At 69.2% G+C, this 20,913-nt stretch carries 19 protein-coding genes; 3 read left to right on the top strand and 16 right to left on the bottom strand.

Annotated features, from left to right (window positions below; all coding sequences use genetic code 11):
* Nucleotides 1–37: 37 nt before the first annotated feature.
* Genes atpE through SM757_RS29305 form a run of 3 tightly spaced genes read right to left on the bottom strand, consistent with a single transcriptional unit; the run spans nt 38 to nt 1,737 of the window.
* Nucleotides 38–286 (bottom strand): F0F1 ATP synthase subunit C, encoded by a 249-nt coding sequence (atpE, locus tag SM757_RS29315; protein WP_028997348.1) that lies wholly within the window; start codon nt 284–286, stop codon nt 38–40.
* Nucleotides 287–344: 58 nt separating this feature from the next.
* A complete protein-coding gene (gene atpB, locus SM757_RS29310) occupies nt 345–1,229 on the bottom strand; it encodes a F0F1 ATP synthase subunit A (RefSeq protein ID WP_322468065.1) in 885 nt (294 codons plus the stop codon).
* 1 nt (nt 1,230) lies between these two features.
* Nucleotides 1,231–1,737 (bottom strand): ATP synthase subunit I, encoded by a 507-nt coding sequence (locus SM757_RS29305; protein WP_066334400.1) that lies wholly within the window; start codon nt 1,735–1,737, stop codon nt 1,231–1,233.
* A gap of 238 nt (nt 1,738–1,975) precedes the next feature.
* Here SM757_RS29305 and SM757_RS29300 point away from each other — a divergent pair, with 238 nt between their 5' ends.
* Nucleotides 1,976–4,126, top strand: a complete 2,151-nt coding sequence (locus SM757_RS29300) for a protein-disulfide reductase DsbD family protein (protein WP_322468064.1) — start codon at nt 1,976–1,978, stop codon at nt 4,124–4,126.
* A gap of 49 nt (nt 4,127–4,175) precedes the next feature.
* Here the strand turns inward: SM757_RS29300 and SM757_RS29295 are convergent, their stop codons facing one another.
* The 4 genes from SM757_RS29295 to SM757_RS29280 form a co-directional block, all read right to left on the bottom strand.
* A complete protein-coding gene (locus SM757_RS29295; RefSeq protein WP_322468063.1) occupies nt 4,176–5,075 on the bottom strand; it encodes an SMP-30/gluconolactonase/LRE family protein in 900 nt (299 codons plus the stop codon).
* Nucleotides 5,076–5,123: 48 nt separating this feature from the next.
* Entirely contained in the window at nt 5,124–5,969 is an 846-nt protein-coding gene (locus tag SM757_RS29290; RefSeq protein WP_066334396.1) for an aldose 1-epimerase, read from the bottom strand.
* Nucleotides 5,970–6,030: 61 nt separating this feature from the next.
* Complete coding sequence (locus tag SM757_RS29285) at nt 6,031–6,840, bottom strand: HpcH/HpaI aldolase family protein (RefSeq protein ID WP_322468062.1); 810 nt, start codon at nt 6,838–6,840, stop codon at nt 6,031–6,033.
* A 112-nt stretch (nt 6,841–6,952) separates the two neighbouring features.
* The gene (locus tag SM757_RS29280; RefSeq protein ID WP_066334514.1) at nt 6,953–7,444 is read right to left on the bottom strand and encodes a GNAT family N-acetyltransferase; all 492 of its coding nucleotides are present in this window, start codon (nt 7,442–7,444) and stop codon (nt 6,953–6,955) included.
* 240 nt (nt 7,445–7,684) lie between these two features.
* On the opposite strand from SM757_RS29280, the gene SM757_RS29275 reads away from it, so the two are divergent.
* Nucleotides 7,685–8,407, top strand: a complete 723-nt coding sequence (locus SM757_RS29275; protein ID WP_238455724.1) for a hypothetical protein — start codon at nt 7,685–7,687, stop codon at nt 8,405–8,407.
* A gap of 16 nt (nt 8,408–8,423) precedes the next feature.
* On the opposite strand, the gene SM757_RS29270 is transcribed toward SM757_RS29275, so the two are convergent.
* The 8 genes from SM757_RS29270 to SM757_RS29235 form a co-directional block, all read right to left on the bottom strand.
* The gene (locus SM757_RS29270) at nt 8,424–10,307 is read right to left on the bottom strand and encodes an ATP-binding cassette domain-containing protein (RefSeq protein WP_322468061.1); all 1,884 of its coding nucleotides are present in this window, start codon (nt 10,305–10,307) and stop codon (nt 8,424–8,426) included.
* A gap of 31 nt (nt 10,308–10,338) precedes the next feature.
* Nucleotides 10,339–11,292, bottom strand: coding sequence for a glutathione synthase (gshB, locus tag SM757_RS29265; protein WP_066334391.1), 954 nt, complete (start codon nt 11,290–11,292; stop codon nt 10,339–10,341).
* Nucleotides 11,293–11,306: 14 nt separating this feature from the next.
* Nucleotides 11,307–12,470: a benzoate/H(+) symporter BenE family transporter gene (locus SM757_RS29260; RefSeq protein WP_066334387.1), complete on the bottom strand. Its 1,164-nt coding sequence runs from the start codon at nt 12,468–12,470 to the stop codon at nt 11,307–11,309.
* A gap of 28 nt (nt 12,471–12,498) precedes the next feature.
* Nucleotides 12,499–14,382 (bottom strand): potassium transporter Kup, encoded by a 1,884-nt coding sequence (locus tag SM757_RS29255; RefSeq protein ID WP_066334385.1) that lies wholly within the window; start codon nt 14,380–14,382, stop codon nt 12,499–12,501.
* 95 nt (nt 14,383–14,477) lie between these two features.
* A complete protein-coding gene (gene gshA / locus SM757_RS29250) occupies nt 14,478–15,773 on the bottom strand; it encodes a glutamate--cysteine ligase (RefSeq protein ID WP_322468060.1) in 1,296 nt (431 codons plus the stop codon).
* Nucleotides 15,774–16,087: 314 nt separating this feature from the next.
* Nucleotides 16,088–17,566 (bottom strand): ammonium transporter, encoded by a 1,479-nt coding sequence (locus tag SM757_RS29245; RefSeq protein WP_066334380.1) that lies wholly within the window; start codon nt 17,564–17,566, stop codon nt 16,088–16,090.
* 33 nt (nt 17,567–17,599) lie between these two features.
* Nucleotides 17,600–17,938 carry a P-II family nitrogen regulator gene (locus SM757_RS29240; RefSeq protein WP_028997364.1) on the bottom strand — a complete coding sequence of 113 codons (339 nt, stop codon included), beginning with the start codon at nt 17,936–17,938 and terminating at the stop codon, nt 17,600–17,602.
* Nucleotides 17,939–17,950: 12 nt separating this feature from the next.
* On the bottom strand, nt 17,951–18,712 hold the full coding sequence (locus tag SM757_RS29235) for a TorF family putative porin (protein ID WP_084267322.1): 762 nt from the start codon (nt 18,710–18,712) through the stop codon (nt 17,951–17,953).
* Between the two features lie 226 nt (nt 18,713–18,938).
* On the opposite strand from SM757_RS29235, the gene SM757_RS29230 reads away from it, so the two are divergent.
* Nucleotides 18,939–20,462 (top strand): YifB family Mg chelatase-like AAA ATPase, encoded by a 1,524-nt coding sequence (locus SM757_RS29230; RefSeq protein WP_322468059.1) that lies wholly within the window; start codon nt 18,939–18,941, stop codon nt 20,460–20,462.
* A gap of 73 nt (nt 20,463–20,535) precedes the next feature.
* Here SM757_RS29230 and SM757_RS29225 read toward each other — a convergent pair.
* Nucleotides 20,536–20,913: outer membrane lipoprotein (locus SM757_RS29225; RefSeq protein ID WP_322468058.1), on the bottom strand; the 378-nt coding region annotated here is incomplete at its 5' end.

The following is a 20,913-nucleotide window of genomic DNA, read 5'->3' as shown; positions in this document are numbered from 1 at the left end:
TGAAAGACTACTCGGGGACGGACGAGAAAGAGCCGGATCAGCGCAGGACGAACGGGTTGGCGAACGCGAACAGCATCGCGATACCCACGCCGATCAGGAAGGCGGCGTCGATCAGACCGGCCAGCAGGAACATCTTGGTTTGCAACTCGTTCATCAGCTCAGGCTGACGAGCAGAGGCTTCCAGGTACTTGCCGCCCATCAGGCCGATACCGATACAAGCACCGATGGCGCCCAGACCGATGATGACGCCGCAAGCCAGAGCGACCAGACCGAGGATGTTTTCCATGACTACTCCTAGATGAGTTGATTGAGTTGGGAAAAAGAACGGGAGGGAAAGCCGCCGGTCAGTGCGCGTCGTGCGCCTGGCCCACGTACACCAGCGTCAGCATCATGAAAATGAAGGCCTGCAGCGTGATGATCAGGATGTGGAAGATGGCCCACGCGGAACCGGCCAGCACATGGCCGATCCACAGGGCGACACCACCCAGGGAACCGAAGCCCACCGCGCCCATCAGCGCGATCAGCATGAACACCAGTTCGCCGGCAAACATGTTGCCGAACAGCCGCATGCCGTGAGAGACCGTCTTGGCGACGAACTCGATCATCTGCATGAGGAAATTGATCGGGGCCAGGGCAATAGCCATCGGACCGTGCGCATGGAACGGAGCCGAGAACAGCTCCTTGACCCAGCCGCCCAGGCCCTTCATCTTGATGTTGTAGTACAGGCACGACAGCAGCACCGTCACCGACAGCGCCAGCGTGGTGGACAGGTCGGCAGAGGGCACGACGCGCATGTAGGCGTGGTGCGGGTCATGGCCCATGCCGCCGTAGATGGCGGCCCAGATGTTGGGAATCAGGTCCAGCGGCAGCAGGTCCATCGCGTTCATGAGGAAGATCCACACGAAGGCGGTCAGCGCCAGCGGGGCCACGGCTTTGCGCGACTGCTCGTTGTGCACGATGCCGCGGGCCTGCGTGTCCACCATCTCGACCAGGAATTCAATGGCAGCCTGCATGCGGCCCGGCACGCCCGAGGTCACGCTCTTGGCCACGCGCCAGAGCAGGAAGCAGCCGACCACGCCCAGCAGGATCGACCAGAACAGAGAGTCCAGCTTGAGCACCGGGTCGGCCAGCGAGAAGTCGGCAATGCCGGTTTGCTCACGCGTGGTCCAGTGCTGCAGGTGGTGCTGGATGTATTCACCCGCGGTAGGTCCGTGTCCTTCGGCAGCCATGTCAGCTTCTCTTTTTCCTTGCTCGGGCCCGGCCCTGCCAAAGCAGCGCCAGCCAGTTGACTTTCATGCACAAGACCATCGCCACCAGCAAAGCCGGCCAGCTCAAGTCGCGCACGACCACCGCCGCCGCCACCAGCATGGCGGCCGCGACACCGATCTTGATGAACTCCCAGAACATGAAGCCGAACACTGCCGCGCCGGGTTTCATGTCCTTGGACTTGGTGAGACCGCGGACCATCAATGCCCCCGGCAACACCACGGCAGCCGCGCCATACAGCGCCGACCAGCCGACCGCCCCTCGTCCCGTGATCACCGCCGCAAGGACGGACACCACCAGACCCACTGCGGCCTGAACCGCAATGACCCGCCATGGCGACATCAGCGGGTGTTGTTCGCGCAGGGCCAGCACTTGCTCACGCGTCAACGGCGCTCGCTCGTCCAGCTCCTTCTCGTATTCGTCCTCAGCCCAGCTGTCGCGGAACTCGGGACGCCGGGACCGCTCTTGCATCTGGCTTCAGACCGTCTCTATGCGCAAAACCACCGGATTATAGGTGGAAAACCCTTAGCCTCCACTTACAACTCATGCCCCGACGTCACGCTCCGGCATGGCTTGCAAAGGCGCACGGATTGAGCCAGCTCAATCTTGCACAGCACTTGCAGCTTGCTGCGCTGCAGCAGTGACCACGCGGCACCGTATCCCGCCGGGCACGGATCACAATCACGCCACGTCCGCTGTCGAGCTGTCCGTGCTGTCAAAAACCCTGCGCCGCATCGCGGCTTTTTCGCTGTTGTTGTCGCCGCTGATCAGCGCGACGGCGCAAACCGAAGTGCGCACCGAGCAGTTGCGCGCGGAACTTCTGGCCCATGCGCCCGACGGCGTGGCCCCGGGCAAGCCACTGTGGCTGGGACTGTTGCTGGAGCACGCACCGCACTGGCATACCTACTGGAAGAACCCGGGTGACTCCGGCTTGCCCACCAAGCTGCAATGGACGCTGCCCCCGGGCCTGGACGTGGGCGAGATCGACTGGCCCGTGCCCAAGCGGCTGCCCGTGGGCCCGCTGATGAACTACGGCTACGAGGGCCGCGTGCTGCTGCCCGTGCGCGTGCAGGTACCCGCGGGCTTCGACGCCACGTCGTTGAGCGTGCAACTGCAGGCGGACTGGCTGGTCTGCAAGGAAGTCTGCCTGCCGCAAAGCGGCCGCTTCAGCCTGCAACTGCCCAGCCATGCGGCCACGTCCGTGAACGCCGCCCTCTTCGACGAGGCGCAGCGCCGGCTGCCTCAGGCCCTGCCGGGCACGGCGGCGACGGCACGCATCGAAGGCCACGATCTGGTCGTGGACGTCAAAGGCCTGCCCGCAGCGCTGCAAGGCAAGCCGCTGGACTTCTTCCCCGAGCTGCCTGGCATCCTGGACAACGCCGCGGCGCTGCAGGCGCGTTGGGACGGCGCCACATGGCAAGTGAAGGCGCCGCTGTCGCCGGAGCGCGACCAGAGCCCGCCGCGGCTGGACGCGGTGCTGGCCGACGGCCAGGGCGGCGGCGTGCAACTGGGCTTTGAGGTCGCCGGCCCCTGGCCCGCGCCCGGCACCACGCCGCGGCGCACGCCGGCCATCGAGCATGAAAGTCCGCAAGCCACGCCGGCGGCCGGCACCGCGGATTCGCCCGCCTTCGGCTTGGCGCTGCTGCTGGCCCTGGGCGGCGGCATGCTGCTCAACCTCATGCCTTGCGTGTTCCCGGTGCTCTCGCTCAAGCTGCTGGGCTTCGTGGCCCACCACGGGCGGCGCGAACGCGTGGCGGCGGCGCTGGCCTACACGGGCGGCGTGCTGCTGTCCTTCGTGTCGCTGGCGGCCCTGATGCTGGCGCTGCGCGCCGGTGGCCAGCAACTGGGCTGGGGTTTTCAACTGCAGTCGCCGGCCTTCGTGGCGGCGCTGGCCGTGCTGTTCACGGTCATTGGGCTGAACCTGGCCGGGCAGTTCGAGTTCCGCGGCGTGCTGCCCTCCAGCCTGGCCGGGCTGCAACTGCGCCACCCGCTGCTGGACCACGCCCTCACCGGCGTGCTGGCCGTGGCCGTGGCCTCGCCGTGCACCGCGCCCTTCATGGGCGCCTCGCTGGGTGCGGCGGCCACGCTGCCCACGGCGCAGGCGCTCAGCGTCTTTGCCGTGCTTGGGCTGGGCATGGCCCTGCCCTACCTGGCCGCTGCCGCCTGGCCGGGGATGGCGCGCGCCCTCCCCCGCCCCGGCGCCTGGATGGCGCAACTGCGCACGCTGCTGGCTTTTCCCATCTTCGCCACCGTGGTGTGGCTGCTGTGGGTGCTGGGCCAGCAGACCGGGCTGGACGGCGCCGTGGCGCTGCTGGGTCTGCTCGTTGCGCTGGCTTTCGCCTTGTGGGCCTTGGCCAGCCCGACTTTTCAAACCTCGCGGCGAGGCGCGCGCGCGGGCGTGGCACTGCTGGCGGTCGTGGTGCTTGGGCTGACGCTGCGTTGGGCGCTGCCGGCCTGGAACGAGCCGGCACCTGCCTCAGCAGGCGGCACCTCGGCCACGGCCGGCCACGGCTGGGAGCCTTGGAGCACCGAGCGCGTGCAGGCGCTGCAGGCCCAGGGACGGCCCGTGTTCGTGGACTTCACCGCCGCCTGGTGCGTGACCTGCCAGATCAACAAGCGCGGCACGCTGGCCGACGCCACCGTGCTGGCCGACTTCGAGCTGCACGACGTCGCCCTGCTGCGAGCAGACTGGACGCGCCGCGACGCCGCCATTGGCGCCGAGCTGGCCCGCTTGGGCCGCAGCGGCGTGCCCGTCTACGCCCTCTACCCGGCCGGCGGCGGTGCGCCGCGGCTGCTCACGGAAGTGCTGTCCGTCGGCGAAGTGCGCGAGGCGCTGGCGGCCTTGCCCGGCAAGCCTTGAGGCGCCCTGAGGCGGCGCCGCTCGGCGCCCGCCTCCCCTTCTTCTTCTCTTACAGCCGGGCGAAGTTCACCGGCAGGCCCGGCACCGGCACGCGCATCTGCAACACGCAGCCGGCCCAGGGCTCGCGCGCGAGCTCGTCGGCCGGGCGGTGGTCGCGCGCGGTGGTGACGTAGAGCGTGCGCAGGTCCGGCCCGCCAAAGCACGGCATGGTCGGACAGTGCACCGGCAGCCGTACCTCCTGCAGCAGCTCGCCCGTGGGCGACAGGCGCAGCAGCCGGCAGCCCTCGTACATGGCCACCCAGTAGGCACCCTCGCTGTCCACGGCGGCGCCGTCGGGGCGGCCGCCGTAGGCCTGGCCCTCCTGGCGCGGCGCAAAGCGTGCGAACACGCGCTGGCGCGAGAGCGTGCCCTGGTTCAAGTCGAAGTCCAGGGCGCGGATCTCATGGGCTCGGGTGTCGCTCCAGTACATCGTGCGGCCGTCCGGGCTCCAGCCCAGGCCGTTGCTGGTGGTGATGCCCTCGGCCATGCGCTGCAGCTCGTCGTGGTCGAAGCGGTAGAGCGCGGCACGGGGCTGGCGCTGGTCGTCCAGCGTGCCGGCCCAAAAGCGGCCCAGCGGATCGGCCTTGCCGTCGTTGAAGCGCTGCTGCGCTGGGTCGTAAGGCGGTGGGCTGACGCGCTGGCGCTGGCCGCTGTGCGGGTCGAAGCACCACAGCCCGTCGCGCATGCCCAGCAGCACGCGCCCACCCTGCAGCGGCGCGGCGCAGCCGGGTTCGCTGTCGAAGCTCCAATGGTCGTGGCGGCCGTGGCGCGGGTCCCAGCGGTTGAGGCGCTGTCCAGGAATGTCCACCCACCACAGGGCACCCTCGTGCGGATGCCAGAACGGCGACTCGCCCAGGCGCGACGGCGGCAGGGGCAGCGGTTGGATGTCGAACAGGCGTTCAGCGGTCATGTCGGCTCCAGCGCCCGCGCCGCGCACGGCCGGCGCGGCGCGGGGCTCTCAGGCAAGGGAGATGTCGAGGTTCATCCAGCCGGCGATGGCCTGCCCCGGCGCCACGGCGCGCAGTCCATGCGCCTCGGGGTCAGGCTGCTGGATGGCGTTGTTGAGGTGGCTCACCGGCTCGACGCAGAAGTGGTCGCGCACGGCCTTGGCGAAGACCACGAGGTAAGGCTGGTCGGACGTGATGCGCACGGTGAAAGGCTCTTCGGTGACCACGGCCACGCCGTCCCAACCCTCGAAGACGTTGTCGTAGTCCATCAGCGTCACGTCGCCGTCCAGTGCGTCCTGCGCCACGCGGCGCACGGGCAGCAGCGTGGGGTCGGGCTCCCAGCGCTGCGTCACGCGGGCCTGCAGCCGGCAGCCCGGCCGCTTGGTGAAGTAAGGGTGCCAGCCCAAGCCCAGCGGCTGCACGCGGTCGTCGGTGTTGCGCACCGACATGTGCATGCGCAGCGCCTGCGGCGTGAGCTCGAAGTGCTGGCGCGCCTCGAAGTTGAAGGGCCAGAAGGCGTCGGCCTGGTGCGCACAGCGCAGCTCGGCGCGCGTGGCGTCGGCGTCGACGACGTCCCAGGGCCGCTGCCAGCCCACGCCGTGCAGCGTGTTGGGCTCGTCCACGTTGGCGGCCAGCTCGATGTCCTGCCCCTGCCAGCGAAAGCGCCGCTGGCCGATGCGATTGGAGTACGGGACGAGCGGAAAGCAGGCCGAAGGGCGCGGCCCGCCAAGTTGGGCCGGGTCAAAGCTGTGCAGCACCGGCTGCGTACCGTGCCACAGCCCGGCGACGCAGCCACCCAGATCCGGGCGCAGGGCCAGGCGCAGCGGGCCGGCGTGGAGTTCGATCACGGAGCTCATCAACTGCTCTTACTGCTGTCGGTGTCGAAAGGATGCCGGCCCCTGCGGTGCAGGCCTGGCGTCAGGCCGCGGAGGACTCGGTGCGGGTACCCGCGCTCAGCGAGTGGACGTGCAGCTCGCCGTCGGGGGTGCGCAGCGATTGCACCACGGCCTGCGCGCCGCGCATGAGCAGCGCCAGGTCCGAAGCCACGGCGACGAAGCTGAATCCCATGGCGCGGAACTGCGTCACCACATCCGGCGTCGCGCCCACGGTCCCGACCGGGATGCCCGCATGGCGGCAACGCTGCGCCGCGTCGCCCATGAGCCGCATCACCTCCGGGTGCATGGTGTGGCCGGCATGGCCCAACTGCGCGGAAAGGTCGGCCGGGCCGATGAAGACGGCGTCCACGCCGTCCACCTGCACCACCTCCTCCAACTGCGACAACGCCTTGGGCGTCTCCAGCTCCACGATCACGCCCACCGGCGCCGGCGTGCCCGCGGCGGCGCCGTAGCGCGTGGCGCGGCTGAGCGTGGCCATGCTGCGCACGCCCTGCGGCGCGTGGCGCGTGGCGGCCACGGCGCGGCGCGCGTCGGCGGCGCACTCCACCAGCGGGAACAGCAGCGTCTGCGCGCCGGCGTCCAGCACGCGCTGCACCGCCACCGGCTCATTGGCCGGCACGCGCACCACGGGCGTCATCTTGGTGTTGCCTATGGCCTGCAGCAGGTGCACCAGGTCCATGTAGTCCAGCGGCGCGTGCGCCATGTCCACCAGACCCCAGTCGAACCCGGCGTGGCCCACGGCCTCGGCCACGATGGGACTGGCGGAGGTGATCCACGTCCCGATGGGCGGATGGCCGCCGGCGGCCTTGAGCAGGTGGCGGAAGTTGTTCATCGACGGCTCCTTGTCGCCCGCAGGGGGCGGCGTTGTGAACGAAGGGCGGTCCAGTGTGGGGGCAGGTGGCGGGCCGGCGGATCAGGGGCCGCCCGCATTCGCAACGACCCGCTCAGTCCAGAGAGGCGCACAGGTAATGCGCGCCGGGTACGGGGTTGTAGTAGTAGGGCGGCACGTCCGCGAAGCCGAGGCTGGCGTAGAGGCCGCGCGCGGCCTCCATCTCGTCCAGCGTGTCCAGCAGCATGCTGGAGTAGCCGGCCTCGGTGGCGCGATCCATCAACGCCTGCGCCAGCAGCCGGCCCAGGCCGAAGCGGCGGAAGGGACGGCGCACGTACAGCCGCTTCATTTCGCAGGCATTGGGCACATCGGCTTCCGGAAGGGGCCGCAGCGCGCCGCAGCCCGCCAGCGCACCGTCCACGAAGGCCAGCAGCAGCACGCCCTGCGGCGCGGCGTAGTCGCCGGGCAACCCGGCCAGCTCCTGCTCGAAGTTCTGGAAGGAGAGGTCTATGCCCAGGCCTGCGGCGTACTCGCGAAAAATCTCGCGCGTGGCCTGCAACAGTTCGGGGGAGTCGGGCATCAACAGCTCGACCTGCGGCGGCGCCATGGTGCGTGCATTCATGCGTCGCAGCCGGGCAGCGCCGGAAAACAGCAGCTCATCGATTCAGGCGGCATCCATGCAAGGGGTACAAAGATAACCCCGTCCCCGCTCCGGCTCCAAGCAAAGCCTCAGCAACGCGCTGCGGGACGGTTTCTTGCTCTGCCGTGGGCGCGGTGATGGCGCAGAGCGTGAACGGCCGGTGCCTTAACATCCCGCGTCAACATCAGGATTGGGGGAGCAAGGCAGGTGAGCTTCGAATCGACCCTTCCATTGGGTGCCCCGGAGCTGATGCGGGTGAGCGCGTTCAAGCGCTACCTGGACGACCTGGCCCAGCTCGACGACGCCGATCCGCAGCAGTTGCCGCCCTCGCTCCTGCAAGACCTGCGCCGCTTCGAGGAGCACGGCCGCCACACCGAGCTGCTGGAAGTGCTGGCCGCCTCCATGCGCCACCTGCGCAACGTGGTGGTGCACATGCAGGACGGTGAGCGCGTGCTGCCGCTGACCCTCTTCCCCCGCCAGCGCCTGGCCCACTGCCCGCTGCCCCTGCCGGAGCTGCTGCAGTTGCGGCTGCAGGCGCTGCAGGTGCTGCACGTGGAGCCCGCGGTGCTGCGCCCGCCCGGCGACCCGCAGCGCGGCCTGGTCAAGGCGCTGCACCTCTACCACCCGCTGCCGCTGCTGAGCTGGGAGCTGTCCATGCGCGGGGCGAGGGAGCAGTTGCTGCCCGAGATCGCGGGCTACGCCGCGTACCGCGCCTCGGCGGTGCTGGATTTGAGGCCGCTGCCCATCCCGCCACTGCTGCGCAACTGCGTGCGGCGGCTGCAGCGCGAGACGACCAACCTGCGTGGCCTGTCCGAGTGGCCGGGCATGGACCGCGCCCTGGCCTCGCGGCTGCTCAACGCGCTGTACCTGCAGGCCGGCTTGATCGTCAGCCGCTCTCACCCGGCAGCGGACACGGACGGCTGGTTCTGAAGAAAGCGCGGCCGCCTCAGCGCGAGCCCAGCTCCTCCCAGCGCTCCAGCGCGGCCATGAGCTCTTCCTCGATCTGCGCCACGCGCTCGTGCATCTGCGTGGCGCGCTGCGCGTCGCGCACGTACAGCTCGGGATCGCTGAGCTGCTCGGTGAGCGTCTTCTGCTCCGCTTCCAGCGCCTCGATGCGCGCGGGCAGCGCGTCAAGCTCGCGCTGCTCCTTGTAGCCCAGCTTGCGCGGCGGCTTGGCCGGCACGGCCACCGCGGCAGGCGCGGGCGCGGGTGCCGCGGCGGGCTTGGGCGCCGCCGCCTCGGCCGCCGCCAGCGAGCGCGCCTTCTGCAGCTTCCAGTCCTCGTAGCCGCCTTCGTACTCGCGCCAGCGGCCCGGCGACACGTCGCCCTCCCAGGCGATGGTGCTAGTGACCACGTTGTCCAGGAAGCGCCGGTCGTGGCTCACCAGGAACACCGTGCCGCCATAGGACTGCAGCAACTCTTCCAGCAGCTCCAGCGTGTCGATGTCGAGGTCGTTGGTGGGCTCGTCCAGCACCAGCACGTTGGCCGGCAGGGCGAAGAGCCGCGCCAGCAGCAGCCGGTTGCGCTCGCCGCCGGAGAGCGTGCGCACGGGCGAGTTGGCGCGCGCCGGAGCGAAGAGGAAATCGCCCAGGTAGCTCATGACGTGCTTGCGCTGCCCGCCGATTTCCACCCACTCGCTGCCCGGGCTGATGGTGTCGGCCAGCGTGGCGTCGAGATTCAGGCCGCCGCGCATCTGGTCGAAGTAGGCCACCTGCAGGTTGCTGCCGCGGCGCACGCTGCCGGACGTGGGCTCCAACTGGCCCAGGATGAGCTTCAACAGCGTCGTCTTGCCCACGCCGTTGGGGCCGATCAGGCCCACCTTGTCGCCGCGCAGGATGGTGGCGCTGAAATCCTTGATCAGCTCCCGGTCGCCGTAGCGCATACCCACGCGCTGCAGCTCCGCGACGATCTTGCCGGTGGGCACGCCGGTGTCCAGCTCCAGCCGCACCTGGCCCAGCGACTCGCGCCGCTGCGCCCGCTGCTCGCGCAGCACGTGCAGCCGGTTGACGCGGCTGACGCTGCGCGTGCGCCGCGCCTCCACGCCCTTGCGGATCCACACCTCCTCCTGCGCCAGCAGCTTGTCGGCGCGCGCGTTGGCCAGGGCCTCGGACTCCAGCTCGCGCGCCTTGGTGGCCTCGAACGTGGAGAAGTTGCCCGGGTAGCTGCGCAGCACGCCGCGGTCGAGCTCGACGATGCGGGTGGCCACGGCGTCTATGAAGGCGCGGTCGTGGGAGATGAGCACCAGCGCGCCCTTCCAGGCGTTGAGCAGCTCCTGCAGCCACTCGATGGCGTCCAGGTCCAAATGGTTCGTGGGCTCGTCCAGCAGCAGCACGTCGGGCGCGGCCACCAGCGCCTGCGCCAGCGCCACGCGCTTCTTGGTGCCGCCGGAGAGGGCATCCACTTGTGCCGTGGCGTCCAGGTTGAGGTGCTGCAGCGTCTGCTCCACGCGCTGCTCCCAGGTCCAGCCGCCGAGCTGCTCGATGCGCGTCTGCAGCGCGTCCAGGTCGTCGCCGGGCGCGTGGCGCTCGTAGCGCTCGCGCAGGCTGCGCGCCTCGGCCACGCCCTCGCCCACGGCCTGGAACACCGTGGCGCCGGGCGCGAACGCGGGCTCCTGCGCGACATAGAAGCGCCGCAGCCCTTGCTGCTGCTGCAGCAGGCCGTCGTCAGGCTTGTCCAGCCCGGCCAGGATTTTCAGAAGCGACGATTTGCCGGCGCCGTTGCGGCCTATGAGCGCGACGCGCTCGCCGGCTTCCAGGGAGAAGCCGGCGCCGTCCAGCAGCGGCACATGGCCAAAGGCGAGGTGGGCATTGGTGAGAGTGAGCAGGGCCATGGGGCGGATTGTCCCCTGCCCGGCAGTCCCCTCAGGCCGCGACGGCCGCTTCCAGCGCGTCGACGAACAAGCCCGGCACGTTGAGGCCCGTCTGGTTGCTGATTTCTTGGAAGCCCGTCGGACTGGTGACGTTGATCTCGGTGAGGCAGTCGCCGATCACGTCCAGCCCAACCAGCAGCAGCCCGCGCGCGGCCAGCACCGGCGCCAGGGTCTCGGCGATCTCGCGGTCGCGCGCGGAAAGCTCCTGCGCCACGCCCTTGCCCCCGGCGGCCAGGTTGCCGCGTATTTCGCTGCCCTGCGGAATGCGCGCCAGGCAGAAGGGCACCGGCTTGCCGCCTATGAGCAGCACGCGCTTGTCGCCCTTCACGATCTCGGGCAGGTAGCGCTGGACCATCACCGTGCGCGTGCCGTGGGCGTTGAGCGTCTCGATGATGGAGCCCAGGTTCAGCCCGTCGGCGCCGACGCGGAAGATGCCCATCCCCCCCATGCCGTCCAGCGGCTTCAGGATGATGTCGCGGTGCTCGTCGTGAAACGCCCGCACGGCCTGCGCGTCGCGCGTCACCAGCGTTGGGCCGATCAGGTCCGGAAACTCCAGGATGGAGAGCTTTTCCGGGTGTTCGCGCAGCGCCGCGGGCTTGTTGAACACCCGCGCACCCTCGCGCTCGGCCTGCTGCAGCAGGTGCGTGGCGTAGAAATACTCGCTGTCGAAGGGCGGGTCCTTGCGCATGAGCACGGCGCTCGCGTCGGCCAGCGCCATCTCCTGCTCGGCCACGACCTCGAACCAGTCCTTGCCGCTGCTGCCCGTGAGCGCAATCGCACGGGCGCTGCGCGCCACCACGCGCGCGCCGCGGCGCCACACCAGGTCGGCCTGCTCGCAGGCCCAGACCTTGTGGCCACGCGAGAGGGCCTCGCGCATCATGGAAAAGGTGGTGTCCTTGTAGGTCTTGAAGGTCACCAGCGGGTCGGCGACAAACAGCAAATCCATGGTGCGCAGGGGCTTCAGCGATTGGGGCGCCAGTGTTGCACAGCCAGTGCCAGCACCCCGGCCACCAAACCCCAGAAAGCCGAGGCAATGCCGAAGAGGGACAGGCCGCTGGCGGTCACGAGGAAGGTCAGCAGCGCCGCGTCGCGCGTCTTCTCGTCCTGCAGCCCAATGGCCAGCGAGCCGCCAATGGTGGACAGCAGCGCCAGCCCCGCCACGGCCAGCACCAGCCCCTTGGGGAAAGCCGCGATCAACCCGACCACCGCCCCGCCCGCCAGGCCCAGCGCGATGTAGAAGCAGCCCGCCATGACGGCGGCCATGTAGCGCCGGTGCGGGTCGGCATGCGCCTCGCGCCCCATGCAGATGGCCGCCGTGATGGCCGCCAGGTTGAGCGCGTAGCCGCCGAAAGGCGCCAGCAGCAGCGAGGCCAGTCCCGTCACCGCCACCGGCGGCGACACCGGCGTGTCGTAGCCCGCCGCGCGCTGCGCCGCCACGCCGGGGAGGTTCTGCGAGGCCATGGTCACCACGAACAGCGGCAGCGCCAGGCCTATGAGCGCCTGCAGGCTGAAGGCCGGCGTCGTCCACACCGGCTGCGCCAGGCGCCACTGCACGGCGTCCAGGTGCAGCGCGCCCTGCCCCGCCGCCACCGCCATGCCCGCCAGCAGCACGCCCGGCACGGCGTAGCGCGGCCACAGGCGCCGCCCAAACAGGTAAGCCGCCAGCATGGCGCCCACCATCAGCGGGCTGCCCTTGATGGCCAGGCAGGCATCAAAGCCAAAGCGCGCCAGCACCCCGGCCAGCAGCGCCGCGGCCAGCGCGCGCGGAATGCGGTCCATCACGCGGGCGAAGAAGCCGCTGGCCCCGGCCAGCGTGATCAGCACCGCGCACACCACGAAGGCGCCCACGCCTTCGGCCATGGTCAACCCGCTGGTGCCCGCGATCAGCGCCGCCCCGGGCGTGCTCCAGGCCGTGAGCACGGGCTGGCGGTACCACAGGCTCAAGCCCGCGCTGGTCAGGCCCATGCCCAGGCCCAGCGCCCACATCCACGAGGTCGTCTGCGCCGGCGTGGCACCCAGGGCCTCGGCGGCATGGAAGACGATGACGACCGAGCTGGTGAAGCCCACCAGCACGGCCACGAAGCCCGCCACGACAGCGGACAGCGACAAATCTTTCAGGGACACGGCGGCAGGAAAGGAAGCGGAAAAGGAATCAGATTTCGACCTTGGAGCCCAGCTCCACGATGCGGTTGGCCGGCAGGTTCAGGAAGTCCGCCGCCGCCGAGGCGTTGCGGTGCATGCTGGCAAAGAGCTTTTCCCGCCACATGGCCATGCCCTGCTGCGCAATGGTGGGGATCACCACGTCGCGGCTGAGGAAGTAGCTGGTGTCCATGTCGTCCAGCGGCACGCCGCGGCCCTTGAGCGACTGCAGCGCCTCGGGCACGTCCGGGTCGTTCTTGAAGCCGAAGTGCAGCACCACCTGCCAGCAGTCGTGGCCCAGCGACTTCACGCTCACGCGCTTGTCGAAGCCTATCCAGGGCACGTCGTGGTGCTGCACCGAGACGAACAGGTTGTACTCGTGCAGCACCTTGTTGTGCTTGAGGTTGTGCATGAGCGCGCTGGGCGTGAGTCCCTGCTCGGCCGAGAGGAACACCGCCGTGCCGGGCACGCGCTTGGGCGGGCTCATGAACACGGCCTCCAGGAAGCCTTCGAGGTCGATCGAGTCGTCGCGCAGCCGCTCGGCCACCAGCGCGCGGCCGCGCCGCCAGGTGGTCATGAGCGTGAACATGCCGATGCCTATGGCCAGCGGGAACCAGCCGCCTGCCACCAGCTTGAGCATGTTGGAGGAGAAGAACAGCACGTCGATGACGAAGAAGAAGCCCGTGGAACCGATGCACAGCCACAGCGGGTAGCGCCAGCCGTAGCGGATGACGAAGAAGGTCATGACCGTGGTGATGGTCATGTCCAGCGTCACGGCGATGCCGTAGGCCGAGGCCAGCCGCGAGGACGAGCCGAACAGCGCCACCGCCAGCAGGATGAACACGTACAGCCCCCAGTTCACGAAGGGCACGTAGATCTGCCCCGTGTCCTTCACCGAGGTGTGCTTGATGTGCATGCGCGGCAGCAGGCCCATCTGGATGGCCTGCTTGGTCACGGAGAAGGCCGCCGTGATCAGCGCCTGCGAGGCGATCACCGTGGCCGCCGTGGCCAGGAACACCAGCGGCAGCCGCGCCCACTCCGGCGCCAGCAGGTAGAACGGGTTCTCTATGGCCGCCGGATCGCCCAGCAGCAGTGCGCCCTGGCCGAAGTAGTTCACCACCAGCGAGGGCATCACCAGCCCGTACCAGGCAATGCGAATGGGCCGCTTGCCGAAGTGGCCCAGGTCGGCATAGAGCGCCTCGCCGCCCGTGACGCACAACACCACCGCGCCCAGCGCGATGAAGGCCACCAGCTTGTGGTGCATCCAGAAGTCGATGGCGTAGGCCGGGTTGAGCGCCACCAGCACGGTGGGGTTGGCTATGACGTGCGGCAGCCCAAGCGCCACCAGGACGAAGAACCACACCAGCGTGATGGGGCCAAAGAAGCGGCCGATGTCGGCCGTGCCGAAGCGCTGCACCGCGAACAATCCCGTGAGCACCACCAGCGTGATGGGCACCACGAACGGATGCAGGCTGTCCGAGGCCACTTCCAGGCCCTCCACCGCCGACAGCACCGAGATGGCCGGCGTGATGACGCCGTCGCCATAAAAGATGGCCGTGCCGAACATGCCCACCGCCATCAGCACCTGGCGCAGCCGCGGGCGCTCGCGCACGGCGTGCGTGGCCAGCGCCAGCATGGCGATCAGGCCGCCCTCGCCGTTGTTGTCCGCGCGCAGGATGAGCAGCACGTACTTCAGCGAGACGATGACCGTCATCGTCCAGAAGATCAGCGACAGCACGCCCAGGATGTTGGCGGGCGTGACCTCGACATGGCCGGCGTGGAAGACTTCCTTGAGGGCGTACAGCGGGCTGGTGCCGATGTCGCCATAGACGACGCCCAAGGCAGCCAGCGTGAGGGCGGCCAGGGCGGCGGGCGTGCGTGATGAAGAAGAGCTCACGGATTGGGACCCACCGGGGGCCCGTTACGCAAAGTCCTTATTGTCTCCCGGCTTGTGCAGTGCAGCACTGCCGCCGTGGCGGCACTGCCTCACGCTCACTCGTAGATTTCCGCGTCCGGGTCGGTCGCTTCCAGCTCGTAGCTGGCCGCCAGCATGGCCAGACGGCCGATCACGCCGTACATGTAGAAGCGGTTGGGTGCGCTCACGCCGGGTTTCTCGCCCGGGCGCGGCATGTGGCTGGCCTCGGCGAAAGCCAGCGGAACGAAAGCGGAGCCGGGGGCGTTGAGGTTCTCGTCGATGCCGCGCTCGGCATGCACCCGGTAGAAGCCACCCACCACGTAGCGGTCGAGCATGTACACCACGGGCTCGGCCACCGCGTCGTTCATGCGCTCGTAGGTGGGTACGCCCTCCTGGATGATGACCTCGCTGACCTCCTGGCCCTCCTTGATCACGCTCATCTTGTTGCGCGTGCGGCGGTTGAGGTCTTCCAGGTCCTTGGGGTCGCGCACCGTCATGATGCCCATGCCGTAGGTGCCGGCATCAGCCTTCACCACCACGAAGGGCTTCTCGTTGATGCCGTACTCCTTGTACTTGCGCCGCACCTTGGCCAGCAGCGCCTCGGCGTTGGACTGCACGCACTCCAGCCCGGTGCCGTCGGCGAAGTTGACCTGCCCGCACTGGGTGTACATGGGGTTGATCAGCCACGGGTCCATGCCCAGCAGCTTGGCGAACTTCTTGGCCACCTCCTCGTAGCTCTGGAAGTGGTTGCTCTTGCGCCGCACGGCCCAGCCCGCATGCAGCGGCGGCAGCAGGTACTGCTCGTGCAGGTTCTCCAGCACGGACGGGATGCCGCCGGAGAGGTCGTTGTTGAGCAGGATGGTGCAGGGATCGAAGTCCTTGAGCCCCAGGCGCCGCGGCGTGCGCACCAGCGGCTCCAGCGTGAGCGTGCTGCCGTCGGTGAGCGTCAGCGTGGTGGGCTTGGTGATGGTCTCGTCCAGCGTGCCCAGCCGCACGTTCAGGCCGGCCTGGTTGAAGATCTGCATCAGCCGCTGCACGTTGCTCAGGTAGAAGCTGTTGCGCGTGTGCTTCTCCGGGATAAGCAGCAGGTTCTTGGCCTCGGGGCAGATCTTTTCGATGGCCGCCATGGCCGCCTGCACCGCCAGCGGCAGCATCTCGGTGGTGAGGTTGTTCCAGCCGCCGGGGTAGAGGTTGGTGTCCACCGGCGCGAGCTTGAAGCCGGCGTTGCGCACGTCCACCGATGAATAAAACGGCGGCGTGTGCTCCATCCACTCCAGCCGGAACCAGCGCTCAATGGCCGGCATCGACTCCAGGATGCGCTGTTCCAACTCGTTGATCGGCCCATTGAGCGCCGTGATGAGATGCGGGACCATGGTGTGGTGACTTCTTGGATTCGATCCGTCGATTCTAGGCAGGCGGCATACCCAACCATGCGTGCGCCGGTCACAGAGCTTGCGCCCTGTGCAAAAGCAACCCCAGGGTATTGCCGCCCCGTCCGCAAAAGGCTTGCGAAAGAGACAAATGGGGACGAGCGCAGACAGCGCAAGCCCCGCCCACGCCCATAAAAAAAGCCACCCCGAGGGGTGGCTCAAGTTCGCTACCGCAACCGCAGCGAAGAGACTGCTCTTGAGCGGGGGCGCCTGACGGGAGGCGCCGCCCGCGAACTTCCTTCTTGCCTGACGGCGGATCAGCGGTTGTAGGCCGTTTCGCCGTGCGAGGTGATGTCCAGGCCCTCGCGCTCTTCCTCTTCGGACACGCGCAGGCCGATCACCAGGTCCACCAACTTGTAGGCGATGAACGCGACCACGGCCGACCACACGATGGTCGTGCCCACGGCCTGGGCCTGCACCCACACCTGGGCGCCGATGCCGCCCCACTCGCCGCACTTGTCGCTGACGTAGTTGCAGATGCCCGTGCCGCCCAGGTCAGGCGAAGCGAACACGCCGGTCAGCAGCGCACCCAGGATGCCGCCCACGCCGTGCACGCCGAACACGTCCAGCGAGTCGTCAGCGCCCAGCATGCGCTTGAGGCCGTTGACGCCCCACAGGCACACGAAGCCGGCCAGCAGGCCCATCACCAGGGCACCGCCCACGCCCACGAAGCCGCAGGCCGGGGTGATGGCCACCAGGCCCGCCACCGCACCGGAAGCCGCACCCAGCATGGAAGCCTTGCCGCGCATCAGCGCTTCACCAGCGCACCAGCTCAGCGCCGCAGCCGCCGTGGCCACCACCGTGTTGATGAAGGCCAGAGCCGCCGTGCCGTTGGCTTCCAGGTTGGAGCCGGCGTTGAAGCCGAACCAGCCCACCCACAGCAGCGAGGCACCGACCATGGTCAGCGTCAGGCTGTGCGGCGCCATGGACTCGCGGCCGTAGCCGACACGCTTGCCCACCATGATCGCGCCCACCAGGCCCGCCACCGCGGCGTTGATGTGCACCACCGTGCCGCCGGCGAAGTCCAGCGCGCCCTTGGCCCACAGCCAGCCGGCGTTGTTGGTCACGGCCGCCAGCGTTTCCTCGCTGGTGATCGCGTCCGGGCCGTCCCAGTACCAGACCATGTGCGCCACCGGCAGGTAGCTGAAGGTGAACCACAGCACAGAGAAGGCCAGCACCGCCGAGAACTTGATGCGCTCGGCGAAGGCCCCCACGATCAGCGCCACGGTGATGGCGGCGAAGGCACCCTGGAAGCTCACGAAGCTCAGCTCCGGCAGCACCACGCCCTTGCTGAAGGTCGCGCCCACGGACTCAGGCGTGACGCCCTTGAGGAAGAGCTTGTCCAGCGTGCCGATGAACGGATTGCCGGCGGTGAAGGCCGCGGAGTAGCCGTAAACCACCCACAGCACGGAAATCAGGGCGAAGACCATGAAGACCTGCATCAGCACGGACAACATGTTCTTGCTGCGCACCAGGCCGCCGTAGAACAGCGCCAGGCCCGGGATGGTCATCAGGATGACCAGCGCCGTGGAGATCATCAGGAAGGCCGTGTCGCCCTTGTTGGGCACCGGCGCCGCCGCGGCGGCAGCGCTGGCGGCCTCGGCCACACCGCTGGCCGCTTGGGCCACGCTGCTGGCAGCTTGCGCCGCCACGGCAGCTGTGTCCTGCGCCAGCACCCCGCTGGCCACGCCCAGGCCTGCCAGACCGGCGAGCAGGGGCAGAAGAAGTTTTCTCATGGTTTTGTCGCTACTTGTGGTCGGACTGCGTGCTTAGAGCGCGTCGGGACCGGTCTCGCCGGTACGGATGCGCACCACCTGCTCCAGCGGGCACACGAAAATCTTGCCGTCGCCGATCTTGCCGGTGCGGGCCGAGCCCTCGATGGCTTCGATCACGCGCTCGACAACCTCGTCATCCACCGCGGCTTCGATCTTGACCTTGGGCAGGAAGTCGACCACGTACTCAGCGCCGCGATAGAGCTCGGTGTGGCCCTTCTGGCGGCCAAAGCCCTTGACCTCCGTCACCGTGATGCCCTGAACGCCAATGGCGCTCAACGCTTCACGCACTTCGTCAAGCTTGAATGGCTTGACGATGGCAGTAACCATCTTCATGGCTGATTCCTTTCAAAAGTTGTACTTCACGCCGACCACGAGCGCATTCTTACCCGTGAACTTGCCCGCGGGCGTGACGTAGAAGCTTTTGTCGGCATTCGTGCCGACGGCGGTGGCACTGACCACGAAACCGCTGAAGTCCTTGGAAACGCCCAGGGAGTAGTCGGTGTAGGAGGCGCCCAGGTCGTCAGCCGGGCCCTTGATCTTCTGGCGGCCCACATGAGGCACCAGCATCCAGCCGTCGGTGATCTCAAAGCTGGCGGAGAGGTCCAGGTAGTAGCTGTTCTTGCTGTCGCCGTTGCCGAAGGTGTCGGTCAACGCGTGCGAGTACTTGGCCGTCACGGGACCGTAGGTCAGGGCGCCGTAGACCTCGGTGGTGTCGGCCTTCTCGGCGCCGGAGATGCGGTCGAGCTTGTTGCGCGGGTACCAGTACTGCAGCAGGCCCACGTCATAGCCCAGGCCCTCGACGATGGAGCCCTTGTAGCCACCATAAAGGTCAACCTCCACGCGGGCATTGCCCACGTCGGTGCCGGCAATGCGCCCGGCGTCCTTGATCCACCTGATCGTGGAGCCCCAAACGCCGGCGTAGAAACCACCGTCGGCGCTTTGCACCCAGTCGGCACCCCCCTGCAGGGCCGGGTCCAGGCGGCTCTGCGAGATGCCGCGGTAACGGTAATCAGTGACCGCGCCAACGTTGAAGCTCACATCGGCATGCGCAGGCAGGCTGCACAGGGAAGCCAGGGTCGCCGTGGCGAGAAGGGCTTTTTTGATCATGGTTGCTCCGCTGATTTGAAATGCAAACAATGAACTGCACCTTCCGTGCCAGGGAAGTTCTCGTTAGCCCCCGGGGGCCACTTATCCACGGTCATGCTCAATCGCACCAATCTGGTGAATGAACAGGCCACCGCCCGCTATTGGTGCGCCTTCACGCGGGGCGTTACAGCTTGTTGACGGCACCCCACAATGGGCCGACCCCTTTGACTCCGCCGGGAGGATGCGAATGTCTTTGGCCGTGCTCAGCAGCCGGGCGCTGGACGCCCTTGAAGCTCCGGAAGTACGCGTGGAAGTGCATCTGGCCAACGGGCTGCCCAGCTTCACGCTGGTGGGCCTGGCCGACACCGAGGTCAAGGAGGCGCGCGAGCGCGTGCGCGCCGCGCTCGGCCACAGCGGGCTGCCCTTCCCGCACAACAAGCGCATCACGGTGAACCTGGCGCCGGCGGACCTGCCCAAGGAGTCCGGACGTTTCGACCTGCCCATCGCGCTGGGCATCGTGGCGGCCTCCGGCGAGCTGGACACGGCGGCGCTCGCGCGCTTCGAGTTCGCGGGCGAGCTGTCGCTGGCCGGCGACCTGCGCCCGGTGCGCGGCGCGGTCGCCCTGGCGCTGGCGCTGCGCCGCGCGGGCAGCACGCGCACGCTGGTGCTGCCGCCGGAAAGCGCCGAGCAGGCCGCGCTGGTGCAGGGCGTGGACGTGCGCTGCGCTCGCCACCTGCTGGATGTGGTGGCCGCCCTGCGCCCGGGCGACGCCGCCGTGCCCCTGCCCCGCGCGCGGGCCATGACGCCGTCGGCCGCCGCGGCGCTGCCGGACCTGCTGGAAGTGCGCGGCCAGAGCGCCGCCAAGCGCGTGCTGGAGATCGCTGCGGCTGGCGCGCATTCGCTTTTGATGGTCGGCTCGCCCGGCAGCGGCAAGTCCATGCTGGCGCACCGGCTGCCCGCCCTGCTGCCGCCCATGGGCGAGGACGAGGCCCTCTCCAGCGCCGCGCTGCAGGGTTTATCCAGCAGCGGCTTCAACGTCGCGCATTGGGGCCAGCGCCCGGTGCGCGCGCCCCACCACTCGGCCAGCGCCGTGGCGCTGGTGGGCGGGGGCTCGCCGCCCAAGCCGGGCGAAATTTCACTGGCCCACGGCGGCGTGCTCTTCCTGGACGAGTTGCCGGAGTTCCCGCGCGCCGCCCTGGAGGCCCTGCGCGAGCCGCTGGAAAACGGCCGCATCACGCTCTCGCGCGCCGGGCGCCAGGCCAGCTACCCCGCGCGCTTCCAGCTCGTGGCCGCCATGAACCCCTGCCCCTGCGGCTGGCTGGGTTCCTTCGCCGCCACAGGCAAGCCCTGCCGCTGCACGGCGCAGGCCATTGCCCGCTACCAGGGCCGGCTCTCCGGCCCGCTGCTGGACCGCATAGACCTGCAATTGGAAGTGCCCGCCGTGAAGCCGGCCGAGCTGCTGGCCGCGCCCGCGGGCGAGCCCAGTGCCGTGGTGATACGGCGCGTGGCCGCGGCGCGCGAGCGCGCCCTTGAGCGCCAGGGCCTGGCCAACGCCGAGCTGGACGCCGCGGGGCTGGACCGCCACGTGCGCCCCTCGGCCGCGGCGCTGCGCTTCATTGAACAGGCCGCCACGCGGCTGGGCTGGTCCGGCCGCAGCCTGCACCGCGCCATGAAAGTGGCCCGCACCATCGCCGACTTGGCCGGCGCCGAACAGCCGGACGTGCCCCACGTCGCCGAGGCCCTGCAATACCGGCGCGCCTTGCCCGGCTGAGGCGGGCCGACAAGCCCGCCGGCATCGCGCCGCGGTCCTCGCCCGCACGCCGCACGGCCGGCCCGGCCGCGGCTTACTGCACGCGCAGCCGGCCGCCCTCGTCCACCACGCGCGTGCCCGTGGCGATGGGCTGCTGCTGGCTGAAGCGGCGCACGCTGCCGTCCTCCATGCGCACGCGCACGTCGTAGACCGTTTCGGAGCGCACGCGCTTTTCGATCTCGTGGCCGGCGAAGCCGCCGCCCACGGCACCCAGCACCGTCGCCACCTTGCGGCCCGTGCCGCCACCCACCTGGTTGCCCAGCACGCCGCCCAGCACGCCACCAGCCACGGCGCCTATGCCCTGGGCCGGACCTTCCTGGCGCACGGCCTGCACCGACTCCACCACGCCGCAACTGCGGCACACCGCGGCCTGCGCCACGGGCTGCGGCGCCACGCTCACCGGCGGCTGCAC

It is taken from the genome of Azohydromonas lata, from assembly GCF_034427735.1.
Taxonomy (GTDB): Bacteria; Pseudomonadota; Gammaproteobacteria; order Burkholderiales; family Burkholderiaceae_C; genus Azohydromonas; species Azohydromonas lata.
This window is presented reverse-complemented; position numbering and strand designations above follow the sequence as displayed.

Excerpts from the sequence above, each read along its gene's own strand:
- atpE (WP_028997348.1), bottom strand. The coding sequence starts at position 286 with ATGGAAAACATCCTCGGTCTGGTCGCTCTGGCTTGCGGCGTCATCATC.
- atpB (WP_322468065.1), bottom strand. The coding sequence starts at position 1,229 with ATGGCTGCCGAAGGACACGGACCTACCGCGGGTGAATACATCCAGCAC.
- SM757_RS29305 (WP_066334400.1), bottom strand. The coding sequence starts at position 1,737 with ATGCAAGAGCGGTCCCGGCGTCCCGAGTTCCGCGACAGCTGGGCTGAG.
- SM757_RS29295 (WP_322468063.1), bottom strand. The coding sequence starts at position 5,075 with ATGACCGCTGAACGCCTGTTCGACATCCAACCGCTGCCCCTGCCGCCG.
- SM757_RS29290 (WP_066334396.1), bottom strand. The coding sequence starts at position 5,969 with ATGAGCTCCGTGATCGAACTCCACGCCGGCCCGCTGCGCCTGGCCCTG.
- SM757_RS29285 (WP_322468062.1), bottom strand. The coding sequence starts at position 6,840 with ATGAACAACTTCCGCCACCTGCTCAAGGCCGCCGGCGGCCATCCGCCC.
- SM757_RS29280 (WP_066334514.1), bottom strand. The coding sequence starts at position 7,444 with ATGGCGCCGCCGCAGGTCGAGCTGTTGATGCCCGACTCCCCCGAACTG.
- SM757_RS29270 (WP_322468061.1), bottom strand. The coding sequence starts at position 10,307 with ATGGCCCTGCTCACTCTCACCAATGCCCACCTCGCCTTTGGCCATGTG.
- gshB (WP_066334391.1), bottom strand. The coding sequence starts at position 11,292 with ATGGATTTGCTGTTTGTCGCCGACCCGCTGGTGACCTTCAAGACCTAC.
- gshA (WP_322468060.1), bottom strand. The coding sequence starts at position 15,773 with ATGGTCCCGCATCTCATCACGGCGCTCAATGGGCCGATCAACGAGTTG.
- SM757_RS29245 (WP_066334380.1), bottom strand. The coding sequence starts at position 17,566 with ATGAGAAAACTTCTTCTGCCCCTGCTCGCCGGTCTGGCAGGCCTGGGC.
- SM757_RS29240 (WP_028997364.1), bottom strand. The coding sequence starts at position 17,938 with ATGAAGATGGTTACTGCCATCGTCAAGCCATTCAAGCTTGACGAAGTG.
- SM757_RS29235 (WP_084267322.1), bottom strand. The coding sequence starts at position 18,712 with ATGATCAAAAAAGCCCTTCTCGCCACGGCGACCCTGGCTTCCCTGTGC.
- SM757_RS29230 (WP_322468059.1), top strand. The coding sequence starts at position 18,939 with ATGTCTTTGGCCGTGCTCAGCAGCCGGGCGCTGGACGCCCTTGAAGCT.